General features: G+C 44.2%; 14 protein-coding genes. 6 read left to right on the forward strand and 8 right to left on the reverse strand.

Annotated elements, in window-relative coordinates:
• Nucleotides 1-114 precede the first annotated feature (114 nt).
• The 6 genes from nagA to Q0203_RS03375 form a co-directional block, all read right to left on the reverse strand.
• Nucleotides 115-1260, reverse strand: a complete 1146-nt coding sequence (nagA, locus tag Q0203_RS03350; protein ID WP_297929533.1) for an N-acetylglucosamine-6-phosphate deacetylase — start codon at nucleotides 1258-1260, stop codon at nucleotides 115-117.
• 50 nt (nucleotides 1261-1310) lie between these two features.
• Nucleotides 1311-2114 carry a glucosamine-6-phosphate deaminase gene (nagB, locus tag Q0203_RS03355; RefSeq protein ID WP_297929535.1) on the reverse strand — a complete coding sequence of 268 codons (804 nt, stop codon included), beginning with the start codon at nucleotides 2112-2114 and terminating at the stop codon, nucleotides 1311-1313.
• Nucleotides 2115-2259: 145 nt separating this feature from the next.
• Nucleotides 2260-3138 carry an N-acetylneuraminate lyase gene (gene nanA / locus Q0203_RS03360; protein ID WP_297929538.1) on the reverse strand — a complete coding sequence of 293 codons (879 nt, stop codon included), beginning with the start codon at nucleotides 3136-3138 and terminating at the stop codon, nucleotides 2260-2262.
• A 13-nt stretch (nucleotides 3139-3151) separates the two neighbouring features.
• The gene (locus Q0203_RS03365) at nucleotides 3152-4024 is read right to left on the reverse strand and encodes a MurR/RpiR family transcriptional regulator (RefSeq protein WP_297929540.1); all 873 of its coding nucleotides are present in this window, start codon (nucleotides 4022-4024) and stop codon (nucleotides 3152-3154) included.
• A 21-nt stretch (nucleotides 4025-4045) separates the two neighbouring features.
• Nucleotides 4046-4924, reverse strand: coding sequence for an N-acetylmannosamine kinase (locus Q0203_RS03370; RefSeq protein WP_297929603.1), 879 nt, complete (start codon nucleotides 4922-4924; stop codon nucleotides 4046-4048).
• Between the two features lie 17 nt (nucleotides 4925-4941).
• Nucleotides 4942-5643, reverse strand: a complete 702-nt coding sequence (locus Q0203_RS03375; RefSeq protein WP_295976612.1) for an N-acetylmannosamine-6-phosphate 2-epimerase — start codon at nucleotides 5641-5643, stop codon at nucleotides 4942-4944.
• Between the two features lie 249 nt (nucleotides 5644-5892).
• Between Q0203_RS03375 and Q0203_RS03380 the strand changes: the two genes are divergently transcribed.
• From Q0203_RS03380 to nagE, 4 genes are all read left to right on the forward strand, one after another.
• The gene (locus Q0203_RS03380) at nucleotides 5893-6879 is read left to right on the forward strand and encodes a sialic acid TRAP transporter substrate-binding protein SiaP (RefSeq protein WP_295976611.1); all 987 of its coding nucleotides are present in this window, start codon (nucleotides 5893-5895) and stop codon (nucleotides 6877-6879) included.
• Between the two features lie 69 nt (nucleotides 6880-6948).
• Nucleotides 6949-8799, forward strand: coding sequence for a TRAP transporter large permease subunit (locus tag Q0203_RS03385; protein ID WP_297929542.1), 1851 nt, complete (start codon nucleotides 6949-6951; stop codon nucleotides 8797-8799).
• 115 nt (nucleotides 8800-8914) lie between these two features.
• Entirely contained in the window at nucleotides 8915-10048 is a 1134-nt protein-coding gene (locus Q0203_RS03390; RefSeq protein WP_297929544.1) for an N-acetylneuraminate epimerase, read from the forward strand.
• Between the two features lie 195 nt (nucleotides 10049-10243).
• Nucleotides 10244-11710, forward strand: coding sequence for an N-acetylglucosamine-specific PTS transporter subunit IIBC (gene nagE / locus Q0203_RS03395; RefSeq protein ID WP_297929546.1), 1467 nt, complete (start codon nucleotides 10244-10246; stop codon nucleotides 11708-11710).
• 156 nt (nucleotides 11711-11866) lie between these two features.
• Here the strand turns inward: nagE and Q0203_RS03400 are convergent, their stop codons facing one another.
• Nucleotides 11867-12208, reverse strand: a complete 342-nt coding sequence (locus Q0203_RS03400; protein WP_033002463.1) for a carboxymuconolactone decarboxylase family protein — start codon at nucleotides 12206-12208, stop codon at nucleotides 11867-11869.
• A 113-nt stretch (nucleotides 12209-12321) separates the two neighbouring features.
• Here Q0203_RS03400 and Q0203_RS03405 point away from each other — a divergent pair, with 113 nt between their 5' ends.
• Both Q0203_RS03405 and Q0203_RS03410 read left to right on the forward strand, forming a co-directional pair.
• Nucleotides 12322-13230 carry an AraC family transcriptional regulator gene (locus Q0203_RS03405; RefSeq protein ID WP_297929549.1) on the forward strand — a complete coding sequence of 303 codons (909 nt, stop codon included), beginning with the start codon at nucleotides 12322-12324 and terminating at the stop codon, nucleotides 13228-13230.
• 79 nt (nucleotides 13231-13309) lie between these two features.
• Nucleotides 13310-15154, forward strand: a complete 1845-nt coding sequence (locus Q0203_RS03410) for an ABC transporter ATP-binding protein (RefSeq protein WP_297929551.1) — start codon at nucleotides 13310-13312, stop codon at nucleotides 15152-15154.
• A gap of 321 nt (nucleotides 15155-15475) precedes the next feature.
• Here the strand turns inward: Q0203_RS03410 and Q0203_RS03415 are convergent, their stop codons facing one another.
• The gene (locus Q0203_RS03415) at nucleotides 15476-16465 is read right to left on the reverse strand and encodes an amidohydrolase family protein (RefSeq protein ID WP_290521519.1); all 990 of its coding nucleotides are present in this window, start codon (nucleotides 16463-16465) and stop codon (nucleotides 15476-15478) included.
• Nucleotides 16466-16477 lie beyond the last annotated feature (12 nt).

Consider the following 16477-nt stretch of genomic DNA (forward strand, 5'->3'; position numbering starts at 1 on the left):
ACGTTATTTAACCCTTTCGGGTATTCATGATTTCGTGCAACAAGTTGCACGCTACGATTCTTTTGTTTTCAGGGCGTCGCTGTCCTACCCATTAGACAACAAGCTCATATCCGATTAATTCGCTTTCCACTCGCCGTTCACGACAGTACCAACGACGTGGTAATCATTCGTGAAAACAGCAAGGTTGGCGATTTTGCCAGCTTCGACAGAACCTAAACGGTCATCGACACCGATAGCGCGTGCCGGATAAAGGTTACTCATGCGAATCGCTTCGGCAAGAGGAATCTCAACATATTCCACCGCATTTTTGATGGATTCCATCATGGTGATAGAAGCACCTGCGATCGTGCCGTTACCGTCATAGCAACGTCCTTCTTTCACATAAATGGTTTTACCCACGAAGGTGAAGGTTTCTAGTTCAGGGCCTGCACCGGCAGCCGCTAAAGAATCGGTCACAATACAAAGTTTGTCGCCTTTCACTTTTTTATCCAAACGCACATTACCAAAATCCACATGTACGCCGTCCACGATAATGCCGGTGTAAACGTCAGAATCCAATACTGCACCCACCACGCCCATGGCACGACCGGAACTGATCGGCGACATGGCATTGTGTAAGTGCGTTGCAAAAGTTGCGCCTTTACGGAAAGCCGCTTTTGCCACGTCATAGGTGGCGTTAGAGTGACCGACTGACACCACGATGCCACTTTTCACAAAATCAGGCGTGTAATTGATGGTTGGGTTTTCTGCGGCAATGGTGAGTTTGGTGATCACATCGGCGTTTTCACACAAGAAATCTTTCATTTCAGGTGAAATTTCACGGATATATTCCGGACGGTGTACGCCTTTTTTCTCTACGCTCAAATACGGCCCTTCAATATGCAAACCCAGTGCTTGGTTTTTATGTTTATTCAAATATTCACGCATAACTTTCACCGCACTTTTGATGCCCTCATCCGGTGCCGTAATAAAGGTTGGCAAGAAGCTGGTGCAGCCGGATTTCAGGTTGGTCGCTTGCATGATTTCTAAGGTTTCTACACTGGTTTGGTCGTTGAACATCACACCACCACAACCGTTTAATTGCAAGTCAATAAAACCGGCAGTGAGGTTATGCCCCTCTAAATCAAGGGTCTTAATGCCGCTTTCCAATTCGCTTTGTGGAATCACTGCTTCAATGTGTTCGCCATTCACGACCACCGCATAATCCCGAAGGATTTCATGTTTGGTGTAAATGACAGAATTAATTAATGCATATTTCATAATCGTACCTTTAAATAATCTAAAAATTCACCGCACTTTTGCGCTAAACATTACAACACGCTATGAATAGCGTGACTTTCCAAGTCGGTGAAATATTTCACGGTTTTTACTTTCAACTCTTGCAACGCCGGCTCATCACACACCAACACAAAATGGCGATGTAATTGCAATGCGCTGACCGTCCACATGTGATTTACTGCGCCTTCAACAGCGGCTTGCACAGCGAGCGCTTTGGAATGCCCTGTTGCCAAAATCATCACTTCTTCTGCGTCTAACAAGGTGCCGACCCCAATGGTTAAGGCATATTTCGGCACTTTATTGACATCATTATCAAAAAAGCGAGAATTGGCGATGATCGTATCCGGTGTAAGGGTTTTAATACGGGTACGGGAGCTCAACGAAGAAGCCGGTTCGTTAAAGGCAATATGGCCATCTACGCCAACGCCGCCCATGAATAAATGAATTTTGCCGTAAGATTTGATTTTTTCTTCGTAACGGCGACATTCTTCATCATGATCGTCCGTATTGCCGTCTAAAATATTGATGTTTTGCGGCTGAATATCAATGTGGTTGAAAAAATTGTTATGCATGAAGCTGTGATAGCTTTCCGGGTGTTCTTTCGGAAGACCCACATATTCATCCATGTTGAATGTGACCACATGTTTAAAACTCACTTCACCGGCTTGGTTTAAGCGGATCAGTTCTTGGTAAGTTTTAAGTGGCGTTCCGCCGGTAGGTAAACCCAATACAAACGGGCGTTCTTCGGTGGGATTAAAACGATTGATTCTGTCAACGATGTGACGTGCTGCCCAACGGCTAACTTGTTGTTCGTTATGTAGAGGGATAAGGCGCATAATAAACTTCCTTTATTGTGACCGCACTTTACAATCATTTTGTAGGAACAGGCGTTATGCCTGTCCCATTTATGTCATAAAGAGAATTTAGGACAGGCATAACGCCTGTCCCCACCAGAAAAGTGCGGTCTCTTTTTCCATTAAATTAGAGATATTTCGCTTTTAATTCTTTTGCTCTTGCTAACTGAGCGTCAGTCGCTTTTGCCGTCATTGGTTCACGACAATAGCCGGCATCCACACCTTCCAATTTCAACAATTCTTTGATGGTTAAATACAAACCATTCGCTAAGATACCTTCGATTAAATCGTTGGTCACATGTTGAATTTCACGAGCTTCAGCCAGTTTGCCTTGTTTGGTCAAGTCAAAAATTTGTCTTGCACGAACACCGTTGACGTTGAATGTACTACCGATAGCACCATCCACCCCTAAAGCCACCGCCGGCAACATCATTTCATCGAAGCCGGCCCAAATTAAGTGGTTTGGATACGCTTTTTGTAAACGTTCTAATAAGTAGAAGTCACCTGCGGTAAATTTCACACCAAGCACTTTCGGGTTTTTGTAAAGTTCGCCGAATTGTTCTACGCCCATGTTTACGCCGGTTAAGAACGGAATGGAGTAAACGATCATGTTGTTACCGGTTTCGGCAATGATGGTGTCGTAGTAGTGTTTGATTTCAGGGAAGCTGAATTTGTAGTAGAACGGGGTTACCGCAGAAAGGCAGTCATAGCCTAATTCAGTGGCATATTTACCTAATTCCACCGCTTCGTGTAAATTCACGCTACCCACTTGTGCGATTAACGCCACTTGGTCTTTTGCTTCATCTTTTGCAATACGGAAGATTTGTTTTTTCTCTTCGGTAGAAAGCATGAAGTTTTCACCGGTAGATCCGCCCACATACAAACCATTGACTTTCATTTTGTCGATATTGTGGCGAATAATTTGGCGTAAGCCTTTTTCATTAATAGAGCCATCTTCGTTAAATGACACTAATAACGCACTGAAAATACCTTTTAAATCACGCATTGTTTTCTCCTGTTTAGTATTTAATACGTTGTTCTAAAATGACATTAAGAGTTTTCTCTTTTATCTTAATCGCTTTTTCATGCTCCGCTTGAACCAGCAAAGCATAAATTAAATCTAAAACGAATAATTGCGCCGTTTTGGTACCAATGGAATCCCCTTGCAGTTTCCCTTGTTTATTACCATTGACCAACACAAAATCCGCATATTCGGTTAACGGGGAACGCATACTGTGGGTCAATGCTACCGTTGTTGCGCCGTTTTCCTTGGCAATTTTTAATGCATGCGCCGTTTCTTGCGAATAGCCGGAGTGACTGATGCCAATCGCCACATCATTACGTTGTAATAACGCCACCTGCATATACATAAAATGGTTGTTGCCGCTCGCATCCACTTGAATGCCAATCCGCATGAATTTGTTCTTGGCTTCTTCTGCCGTTACGCCGGAGGATCCGACACCAAAGAGAAAAACTCTGTTCGCGCCTCGAATGGCTTTTACAACCACTTCTAACTGATGAAAATCCAACAAATTAATCGTTTCGTTCATCACTGAATTAATGGCTGATTGCAATTTATGTGCAATCGTTTGTGAATCATCGTTAGGTAAGATCTCCGTTTCTAGCACCGTATCATCTCGACCTTCCCGTGTTTTCGCCAGCTCAATCGAAAACGCCAACTTAAAATCACTAAATCCTTTAAACCCCAGTGTACGGCAGAAACGCACAAGTGTCGCCTCTCCGACATCTAAACGTTCGGCAAGCTGCGCCAAGGAATACTGCATAATACAATCAGGCGATTGGGTAATGACATCCGCAATTTTTTTCTCCGTCTTCGTCAGGCTTTGATAAAGCGAACTGAGGAAGTTAAGTACATTTCCGTTTCCCACCATAAACAACCCTAATCATGTAATTTAGCCATGTAATTGAGTAAGTGCCCATGCAGCCGCGCCGATAAGTCCGGCATCTTGCCCTAATTGAGCCGCATCCAACGGACAACGATAAATTTCCGGCATTTGCGCCAAATACTGTTTCACCAAAGGCAAATAGCCCTCAGCCAACCCAACGCTACCCCCAATGACCACGTGTTGTACGTCCATACCAATCACTAAATCCGCCACTAAATTGGCAATCGCTTTTGCTGAACGAGACACAAGTGCGGTCGCTTTTTCATCCATTTTTCTAAAACGGGCAAAGACTTCTTTGGGATCGCAAGGATCGTCCCATTGTTTGGAAACCGCTTCAATGGCGCGTCCCGCTGCGATGGCTTCCACACAACCGACTCGACCACAGCCGCATACTGGTCCATTGGGATCCGCAAGGGTATGTCCAATATGGCCGGCAATGCCATTCGGTTCGGTGAGTAATTGGTGGTTTAAAACTAACCCGCCACCTACGCCCGTAGAGACGGTAATAAAAGCAAAGTTTTGAAGGTTATTTTTATCTTGCAGTTGATATTCCGCATAAGTCGCCGCCTGTGCGTCATTTAATAATAACACCGGCTTGAACGTATGCTGAGAAAGGCTTTGTTTTAGAGGGAAATAAGCCAGTCCGCCTAAATTTTTCGGGTTAAGTGCGGTCAATATTCCTTTATTGATGATGCCTGTGGAGGCAACCGCAACATAATCGAATTGCCCCGCATAATCCGAAAGTAATTGTGCTAGCGTTTGATGCATTGCCTCCACCACATTTTCTTGCGGTGTGTGGATTTGTTGACGTTGTGTCACTTGGTTCCCTGACACAATGGCTGAGGCGATTTTAGTTCCGCCGATATCTAAGGCTAAGCAACGCATCATGTTTCCCCTCTTAATTATTTATTTGCAGAATTAACCGCACTGGAGAACCAGCTAACGATATGTTCTAAACGGGTTAATGCGGAACCTACGGTCACGAAATCCGCACCGATCTCAATGGCGGTTTTGGCAAGTTCCGGTGTGTTGTAACGTCCTTCTGCCATCACTTTGCAACCGGCAGCTTTCAAATCTTTCACTAATTGATAGTCCGGTTCCTCCGGTACAGCGCCACCTGTGTAGCCTGACATGGTGCTACCCACAATATCAAAGCCTAATTTTTGGCAGTACAACCCTTCTTCTAAATTGGAGCAATCCGCCATGGCAAGACAGCCCATTTCATGAATTTTTTTGACCGCACTTTCAATATCAACAGGACGCGGACGATGGGTGCCATCCACTGCAATGATATCCGCACCGGCATGGGCTAAATCTTCAATGTCTTGTAAAAACGGCGTGATACGCACCGGGCTGTCCGGCAAATCGCGTTTTACAATACCGATAATCGGCACATTGACGGTTGGACGCGTTGCTTTCAAGTTGTCCACGCCTTCAATACGTAGTCCAGCCGCACCACCGATAACGGAAGCCTGCGCCATCGCGGCAACAATTTCCGGCTTATCCATCGGGCCATCATCGACCGGTTGGCAGGACGCAATCAATCCATTTTGAATTTTGGCAAAAACTTCTTGGTGGGATAATTTGTGCTGAGTGAATGACATAAAAACTCCTATTAATTTGCGGCTGCATTTGGCAGTCATTCTTGTCATCGTGCATTATATGATAACAATACTTCATTTTGAAATATATTTTTGAAGTGTTTTTCCAATGATGTGATCTACCTCTCATTTCTGAAATAAAACTTCATAATCTATTTGAAAATGATTTTTTTACTTTAGAATGGATACCGAGTTGTAATCTAACTATGTTTCAAAACATCAATTAACTTACTATCATTACAGGAGTAGCTTATGAAACTAGCAAAACTTTTCCTTGCCACTGCAATCGCATTAGGTGTGACTTCCGCTGCTAACGCTGCAGAGTATGATTTAAAATTCGGTATGAACGCAGGTACGTCTTCTAACGAATACAAAGCCGCTGAAATGTTTGCCAAAGAAGTGAAAGAAAAATCCAACGGCAAAATTGAAATTTCTCTTTACCCAAGTTCCCAATTAGGTGACGACCGCGCCATGTTAAAACAATTAAAAGACGGTGCGTTAGACTTCACTTTTGCTGAATCTGCACGTTTCCAATTGTTCTATCCAGAAGCGGCTGTGTTTGCTTTACCTTACGTTATCAGTGACTACAGCGTGGCACAAAAAGCGTTATTCGACACGGCATTCGGTAAAGACTTAATCCAAAAAATGAACAAAGATTTAGGCTTAACCTTATTATCCCAAGCCTATAACGGTACACGCCAAACCACCTCTAACCGTGCAATCAACAGCATTGCTGACATGAAGGGCTTAAAATTACGCGTACCAAACGCGGCAACTAACTTGGCGTACGCAAAATATGTGGGTGCATCCCCAACACCAATGGCATTCTCCGAAGTGTATTTAGCATTACAAACGAACTCCGTTGACGGTCAAGAAAACCCATTGGCAACCGTTCAAGCACAAAAATTCTATGAAGTGCAAAAATACTTGGCAATGACCAACCACATTTTGAACGACCAACTTTATCTTGTAAGTAACGAAACCTTTGCTGACTTACCGGCTGACTTACAAAAAGTGGTTCGTGATGCAGCACAAAAAGCCGCAGAATATCACACCAAATTATTCGTTGACGGTGAAAAAGAATTAGTGACTTTCTTTGAAAAACAAGGTGTAACCGTAACATATCCGGATCTCGCCCCATTCAAAGAAGCGATGAAACCTTTCTATGCTGACTTTGTAAAACAAACCGGAACAAAAGGCGAAGAAGCACTTAAAGAAATTCAAGCCATCAGCAAATAATACGCTTATTCGTGTGCCTGTTTCGGCAGGCACGCTTTTTCTCTCCTTTATTATTCAACGGAGTTGAATATGAAAATCTTTAATAAACTCGAAGAATGGATCGGTGGGGCACTATTCCTCGTGATATTCTGCATTCTTGTTTTGCAAATTCTATTCAGACAAGCTTTCCACTCCCCATTAATTTGGAGTGAAGAACTTGCCAAATTGCTGTTCGTTTATGTCGGTATGCTCGGCATTAGCGTTGCCGTCAGAAAACAAGAGCACGTTTATATCGACTTCTTGACTAACTTAATGCCACCGGCAGTCAAAAAAATCACCAATACATTCGTACAAATCGTGATTTTCCTCGGTGTGATTTTCTTTATCCACTTTGGTATCAAAACCTATTTAGGTGCCAGTTTCCCAATTGATGCGTTAGGCGGTATTTCTGAAAAATGGATCTATGCCTCTTTACCAATCATTGCCGTATTGATGCTCGTTCGCTTCTTCCAAGCGCAAGCAGACAACTTCAAAGAAAACAAAAGCTATTTGCCGGCAACCTTCTTTATCGTAAGTGCGGTCGTTTTATTAGGCATTTTATTCCTGGCTCCTGACTGGTACAAAGTCTTCCGCGTTACCGAATATGTCAAATTGGGCGCAAATGCCGTTTATGTGGCATTGCTTTTCTGGTTAGTGATTATGTTCTTGGGCGTACCAGTGGGCTGGTCATTATTTATCACAACCCTACTTTACTTCTCTATGACTCGTTGGAATGTGGTGAATGCGGCTTCTGAAAAACTCACCATGAGTTTGGACAGTTTCCCACTTCTTGCCGTACCATTCTATATTCTTACCGGGATTTTAATGAATACCGGTGGTATCACCGAACGTATCTTTAACTTCGCCAAAGCCTTACTTGGCCACTACACCGGCGGTATGGGACACGTTAATATCGGTGCGAGCCTGTTATTCTCCGGTATGTCCGGTTCTGCACTTGCCGATGCGGGTGGTTTAGGTCAATTGGAAATCAAAGCCATGCGTGATGCAGGATATGACGATGACATCTGCGGCGGTATTACTGCAGCCTCTTGTATCATCGGTCCATTGGTTCCGCCAAGTATTGCCATGATCATTTACGGTGTTATCGCAAACGAATCCATTGCAAAACTCTTTATTGCCGGCTTCGTACCGGGGGTATTAGTCACCATCGCCCTCATGGCAATGAACTACTACATCTCCAAAAAGCGTGGTTATCCAAGAACACAAAAAGCTTCTCGTGAAGAACTTTGCTCTTCATTCAAAAAAGCATTCTGGGCAGTTTTAACTCCAATTTTGATTATCGGCGGTATCTTCTCCGGTTTATTCAGCCCGACAGAATCTGCGGTGGTTGCAGCAACCTATTCTGTGATTATCGGTAAATTCGTGTATAAAGAATTAACCTTGAAAATGCTCTTCAACAGCTGCGTGGAAGCCATGTCCATTACCGGTGTTGTTGCATTAATGATTATGACGGTGACCTTCTTCGGCGACATGATCGCCCGTGAACAAGTAGCAATGCGTATTGCTGACGTCTTCGTTGCCGTGGCGGATTCTCCGTTAATGGTGTTAGTCATGATCAATGCCTTGTTATTGTTCCTCGGTATGTTCATTGACGCCTTAGCACTACAATTCCTTGTATTGCCAATGTTAATTCCAATCGCCATGCAATTCGGTATCGACCTTGTGTTCTTCGGTGTTATGACAACCTTGAACATGATGATCGGTATCTTAACCCCACCGATGGGAATGGCATTATTCGTGGTCGCACGTGTGGGTAACATGTCCGTGTCCACCGTAACGAAAGGCGTATTACCATTCTTAATCCCGATTTTCGTGACCTTGGTGTTAATCACCATCTTCCCAAGTATCATCACATTCATTCCGAATTTGTTAATACCTTAGGAACCTAAAAGTGCGGTTGCAAAACGCAGTAAATTTGAACCGCACTTTCTTATACATATAAAAGACCTATTCTGCCGTTGACGAATAGCCCAAATCACTCCAAACGAGGTTTATTATGAAATTTCAAAAAACAACATTAGCTGCACTCTTCTTTGCTGCAACCACTTTTGCTGCGACAGCGCAAGCGGCTGCTTATCCGGATTTACCGGTGGGTATTAAAAGCGGTGCCGGTGCGTTAATTGGCGACACTGTTTATGTGGGCTTAGGTACAGGCGGTGATAAATTCTATGCGTTAGACTTAAAAACGCCGAACGCGCAATGGAAAGAAATCGCTGCATTCCCGGGCGGTGACCGTAACCAACCTGTGGCTGCGGCTGTTGACGGCAAATTATATGTATTCGGCGGATTACAAAAAAATGAAAAAGGCGAATTACAATTCGTCAACGATGCTTACAGCTATAATCCGGCTGATAATACCTGGAACAAATTACCCACCCGCTCGCCACGCGGTTTAGTCGGTTCTACCGGCGCATCACATGGTGACAAAGTGTATATCGTGGGCGGTTCTAACTTGTCTATTTTCAACGGTTTCTTCCAAGACACTGTTGCGGCTGGGGAAGACAAAGCGAAAAAAGACGAAATCACCAAAGCGTATTTTGAACAACGTCCTGAAGACTATTTCTTCACAACCGAATTGTTAAGCTATGAGCCATCTACTAACAAATGGCGCAATGAAGGTCGCGTACCCTTCTCCGGTCGTGCCGGTGCGGCATTTACCATTCAAGGTGATGATTTAGTTGTCGTGAACGGTGAAATCAAACCGGGCTTGCGTACGGCAGAAACCCACGCCGGTAAATTCACCACGAAAGGTGTAGAGTGGAAAAACTTACCTGATTTACCGGCACCAAAAGGTCAAAGCCAAGATGGTTTAGCCGGTGCGATGGCAGGTTACAGCCACGGACATTACTTAGTCACCGGCGGTGCAAACTTCCCGGGTTCCGTAAAACAATTTAAAGAAGGAAAACTTCACGCTCACCAAGGCTTAAGCAAAGCCTGGCATAAAGACATTTATACGTTAAACAACGGCAAATGGAACATCATTGGCGAATTGCCGGCAGGCATCGGTTACGGTGTTGCCGTATCTTATGACAACAAAGTCTTGCTCATTGGAGGGGAAACCGATGGTGGCAAAGCCTTAACCTCTGTTCAAACGATGAGCTATGACGGCAAACAATTAAAAGTAGAATAATCTTCTTTGGGTTTCAAATTAACGGATTAAGCGTGCTTGATCCGTTATTTTGTTTTTAAGTTAAGCATCGTGCCAACAGATTCGTGATAGCTCTCACAAATACGAAAGTTTTCATTTGAAAAGCGAAATCCTCTCGCGCTATGCTACGCAGACCTCAAAAATTATTTTATGAATCAAAAAATTAAAGGAGTTCTTATGAGTATTCTCAGTTATGCCCAAAAAATCGGGCAAGCCTTAATGGTGCCGGTGGCTGTATTACCGGCTGCCGCTGTACTAATGGGGATCGGCTATTGGCTAGACCCAGACGGTTGGGGTGCAAATAGCCAACTTGCCGCCTTGCTCATCAAATCCGGGGCTGCCATCATCGACAACATGGGCTTATTATTTGCCGTGGGCGTGGCTTTCGGTTTATCTAAAGACAAACACGGCTCAGCCGCTCTTTCCGGTTTAGTGGGTTACTATGTTGTAACTACACTACTCGCACCGGGTGGCGTCGCACAATTACAACATCTTGATCCAAGCCAAGTGCCTGCCGCTTTCGGTAAAATCAATAACCAATTTATCGGGATCTTAATCGGTGTGCTTTCTGCCGAACTTTACAACCGTTTCTATCAAGTAGAGTTGCCAAAAGCCCTTTCCTTCTTCAGCGGAAAGCGTTTAGTTCCAATCGTGGTCTCTTTTGCCATGATCGCGCTTTCTTTCATTCTGCTTTATGTATGGCCTTATATCTTCAACGCACTAGTGTCTTTCGGTGAATCCATCAAAGATTTAGGCGCGGTGGGTGCGGGTATTTACGGTTTCTTCAACCGTCTATTAATTCCGGTGGGCTTACACCACGCGTTAAACTCGGTATTCTGGTTTGACGTTGCCGGCATTAACGATATTCCTAACTTCTTAGGTGGTGCAAAATCCATCGCTGAAGGCACTGCCACTGTGGGTGTGACCGGTATGTACCAAGCCGGTTTCTTCCCAGTCATGATGTTCGGTTTACCGGGTGCCGCATTGGCGATTTACCAATGTGCAAAACCAAGCCAAAAAGTAAAAGTCGCTTCCATCATGTTGGCGGGCGCCTTTGCTTCCTTCTTCACCGGTATCACCGAACCACTTGAATTCTCCTTCATGTTCGTTGCACCGATTCTTTATGTATTACACGCGTTATTAACCGGTATTTCCGTGTTTATCGCAGCGAGCATGCACTGGATTGCGGGCTTCGGCTTCAGCGCAGGTTTAGTGGATATGGTATTATCTTCACGTAACCCATTAGCCGTTGACTGGTACATGTTATTGGTACAAGGCTTAGTCTTCTTCACCATTTACTACGTTGTTTTCCGCTTTGCTATCCAAGCCTTCAACTTAAAAACTATCGGTCGTACCGAAGAATCTGAAGAGCCAAAAGAAGAACAAAGCGAACACAATCACTCTCGTGAAGAAAGAGCGGTTAAATTTATCGACGCTTTAGGCGGTGCAGATAACTTTAAAACGATTGACGCTTGTATTACGCGTTTACGTTTAACTTTAGTGGATCGCAATAAGATCAACGAAGAACAATTAAAATCGCTCGGCTCTAAAGGCAACGTCAAACTGGGTAATGATGGTTTACAAGTCATTCTGGGAACAGAAGCGGAATTGGTTGCAGAAGCCATTAAGGCGAAAGTGAAATAATGCAAAATCATATTAAACAACGAATGTGTTTAAATTAACGAACGTGTTTAAATTGATGTTGTAACACAATTTATCAGACGATCAGCGCCTGTCTCTCTAAAAAAAATGGCACCCTTAACGAAAGGGTGCCAATCATACAAAGTTCCTAATAAATGCTTAGTCTTTTTGCGTATTATAAGCTTCTAATGCGCGTAAAGAATAGGTGTAAGCTGCACCTGCATTTAATGCGATAGACATCGCTAATGCGGCAGCCACTTCTTCTTCAGTTGCTCCGGCTTTTACCGCTTCGGCGGCGTGTACGCCGATACAGCTTTCGCAACGGGTGGTCACAGCTACGGCAAGGGCGATTAATTCACGGGTTTTCACATCTAAAACATTGCCTTCTGCTGCGGCTGCGCCTAGTGCACCGTAGGCTTGTAACATTTTCGGATGTTTTTTACCTAATTCGCCGAATGATTTTTTTACGTGGGCAACATCATTTTTCCAATCTGCAAACATGATTTTTCTCCTTAATTTAGGTTGGAATCTATTTAAATTTCGCAACCAATTATAGGCAAATTCGTCTATCATACTTGCTCATTCGTCTTAACTTTTATGCGTAAAATCTCATTATGGACTGTTTAGATAAACTTATTCAGCTGGCACAGGTGAGCGGTGAAGTGAATATTCGCTGCCTGTTTCAAGGACAGTGGCAAATTCAACCGAATATCGCCGAAAATCAATATGTGGGTGCATTTCACTTGATTGAGCAGGGCGAATGCTGGCTCACGCTAGATAAAAAACAAATTCATTTGCAAGCGGGTGATATCTTTTTTCTCCCGCAAAATCGACCGCACTTAATTGCCGGACAGGCACAGAATTTGTCGGAAAATAATGAGCCCCATGCCCAAGATAACCGCTCTACGTTGTTTAAAGTGTATAGCATTGGGCAGAATTCGGCAGATTTGAAAATGTTCTGCGGTTTGTTTTATTACAGCAAACCCTCCCTGCTCATTGATTCGTTACCGGAATATTTGCATTTATCGCTTAATGACACACCGGTGCAGCCGCTGATTCGCTTAATGCAACAGGAGGCGGATAATCATCAAAGCGGTGCAAAATCGCTGATGGATGCCTTAGTTACTGTACTGTTTATTTATATTTTGCGCCACGGACTACAAGCCAATCTGCTTCATTGCGGATTATTTGCCGGGTTACAAGACAAGCGCTTAGGCAAGGTATTAGAGCAGTTATTTAATGCGCCGCAACAGGCGTGGAATATGGATGCTTTGGCAGCGTTGGCCGCGATGTCACGGGCGAATTTCATGCGTGTATTTCAGCAAAAAATCGGTATGGCGCCGGGCAAATTCTTAACGCAACTGCGTTTGCAAGAAGCGGCGTTATTGTTAAATAAAACACAAAAAAATATTTTGTCGGTGGCATTAGAGGTGGGCTATCAATCGGAAGCGCATTTTAGCAAAGCCTTTAAAGCACTGTATGGCATGACCCCAAGTCAATATCGAAAGGCCGAACAGGTTTAGGTGATATTGGCATTTTACGCTATAATGTATTCTATTGAGGCAACAGCGTGGTTGCCTTTTATTTTTAAGGAAAGAGGACATGTTAAATAAAATTTTTAGTTGGTTTGAGCATCGCTTGAATCCCTATCCCGACCAATCGCCGAAAACACCGGATAAAGGGTTGTTCCGCTTTATCTGGTCGAGCATCGAGGGCATGAAAGGTTGGATTTTGCTGTTAGCCGTACTGACGATTGGCAACGGCGTGATGGAAGCCATGTTGTTCCAATTTATGGGCTTATTGGTGGATTGGTTGGGGGCTTATACCCCAGCAACCTTATGGCAGGAAAAAGGCCATTGGCTCATGGGAATGGGCGGCTTGTTAGTCTTCAGCATCGTTTGGTTGTTTTTAGCCTCCTCCGTGCGTCTGCAAACCTTACAAGGCGTGTTCCCGATGCGTTTGCGCTGGAATTTCCATCGTCTGATGTTGGGACAAAGTTTAAGTTTTTACCAAGACGAATTTGCCGGCAGGGTGTCTGCCAAAGTCATGCAGACGGCCTTAGCAGTGCGCGATACGGTGCTGACCATCGCCGATATGTTAGTTTATGTGGTAGTGTATTTTGTCACTTCTGGCTTGGTGTTGGCCTCATTAGATAGTTGGTTCCTTGTGCCTTTCTTCGTTTGGATTGTGCTGTTTATCACCATTTTACGTTTGTTAATTCCCCGTCTTGCCAAAACTGCCGAACGTCAGGCAGATGCCCGTTCATTAATGACGGGGCGAATCACCGATGCCTATTCCAATATTGCTACGGTGAAACTCTTTTCCCATGGTGATCGAGAAGCAAGTTATGCTAAACGTTCTATGGAAGAATTTATGGTCACGGTGCACGCCCAAATGCGTTTGGCGACGTCGTTAGATAGCTTAACTTACATCAATAATGTCGTGCTGATTCTAAGTACCGCGATCATTGGTGTTCTGCTATGGCAACAAGGGCTGGTCGGTGTCGGCGCCATTGCCACGTCCACCGCAATGGCGTTGCGTGTTCATGGCTTGTCCCGTTGGATTATGTGGGAATCGGCACGCTTGTTTGAAAATATCGGTACGGTCAATGATGGTATGAATACGCTGACTAAGCCGCAGACTATTTTGGATAAGCCGAATTGCCTGCCATTAAAAGTGACGCAGGGTGAGATTAAATTCAATGACCTAAGCTTTGCCTATGATCCGGCAAAACCTTTATTGAGCCATTTTAATTTAACCATTAAACCGGGTGAAAAAGTGGGCTTGATTGGGCGTTCCGGTGCGGGCAAATCCACGATTGTGAATTTATTATTACGTTTCTATGAGGCCCAGCATGGCTCCATTACCATTGATGGGCAAAACGTGTTAGATGTCAGCCAAGAAAGCCTGCGTAGTCAAATTGGCTTGGTGACGCAAGATACATCGTTATTGCATCGTTCCGTACGTGATAACATCGTATATGGCAGACCGAGTGCCACCGAGCAGGAAATGTTGGATGCCGCCACACGTGCCGAAGCGGCAGATTTTATTCCGTTTTTAAGCGATGCACAGGGACGCAAGGGATATGATGCGCACGTTGGCGAACGTGGCGTGAAACTCTCCGGCGGACAACGCCAGCGTATCGCCATCGCCCGCGTGATGTTAAAAGATGCGCCGATTTTGTTATTAGACGAAGCCACCAGCGCGCTGGATTCCGAAGTAGAAGCGGCGATCCAAGAAAGTTTGGATAAAATGATGGAAAACAAAACCGTTATCGCCATCGCTCACCGTTTATCTACGATTGCCGCGATGGATCGTCTGATTGTGTTGGATCACGGACAAATCGTGGAACAAGGTACCCATGCCGAATTACTCGCACAAAACGGTCTTTATGCCAAATTATGGCAGCACCAAAGCGGCGGCTTCTTGAGTGGGCATACGGATTAAAAACATTTAAAAAAACGACCGCACTTTAAAAACAAAATACCGAGCATGATGGCTCGGTATTTTATTGCACAATTAACATTAACCTCGATGTGTAATTCATGATTTCGTTCGTAGCACGACCAAATTACGCACGGAACGTTATTTAACGCTTTCGGGCATTCATGATTTCGTGCAACAAGTTGCACGCTACGATTCTATGCTAAATTATGGCAGCACCAAAACGGTGTTTTTTTTGAGTAAACATATAGATTAAAAACATTTAAAAAAATGACCGCACTTTAAAAAAATACCGAGCATGATGGCTCGGTATTTTATTTTGTATTAATCAATGCCTAATACTTTACGGCCGTTAATACTGGCAATATTCACCATGGCGTCTAAATCCGGGAAACGACAACCGGCGGCCAATAAGCTCAATTCCTGCCACATATCCCCTTCGCACAACGGCACCATGTAGTCACAAATATTATCCGTACCAATCGCCACCGTAATCCCTTCCGGAATCATTTCATCGGCTGGAGTTAACGCATTGTGGAACGGCATGAGTTCTTCTTTACGATTACTGTCAATCCATGCCATCGGGCAAGCAATCATCATCATTTGTGCTTGGCGCATTTTTTCATAGAGGCGATAGCGATAGTCTTTGGAATGCGATCCAATGGAGATGCCGTGAATAGCGACTACGCGTCCTTGCATACCGTGTTCAATGGTTTTGTCGCACAACTGTTCCGTTTCGATTTCCGTTGGCGAGTTAAATTGATCCACGTGAACATGACACATAATGCCGCGTGATTTGGCGGTATCCAATAAAATATCCATGGCTTCCAAACCACGTCCATAATCCAACTCATCACGGTATGGTAAGCCACCAATCATATCCACCATCTCGGAACCAATGTCAAACCATTTACGCGCCGTTGGCTCAATCACACCTTTTAAGGTTTGGTTCGCAAATTTCAATACGATGTCATGCTTATAGACTTCACGAGCCTTGTGGGCGGCGATAATCGCACGATCTTCACACACCGGGTCAATGTCCACAAACGTCCCGAAAGCCGTCACCCCTTGGGAAATCATCAATTCAATTGATTGACAAAAACGGGCATAGTAGTCATCTACCGAAGAGGTACGCTTCACCTCATCCACCAAATCCCATTTTTGTTGCAAATTACAGCTTTGATAAATACCGATTTTTTCCGGTGTCATGGTAAAGGCACGATCCGCATGCGCATGCGCATTCACCCAGCCGCCTTTTTTAATAATCTCATCTCGAATATAAGTTTTAAAACTACGAACGTGACTTTTCGTCATAGTGACTCCATA

The organism is uncultured Aggregatibacter sp. (assembly GCF_938046485.1).
Classification (GTDB): Bacteria; Pseudomonadota; Gammaproteobacteria; order Enterobacterales; family Pasteurellaceae; genus Aggregatibacter.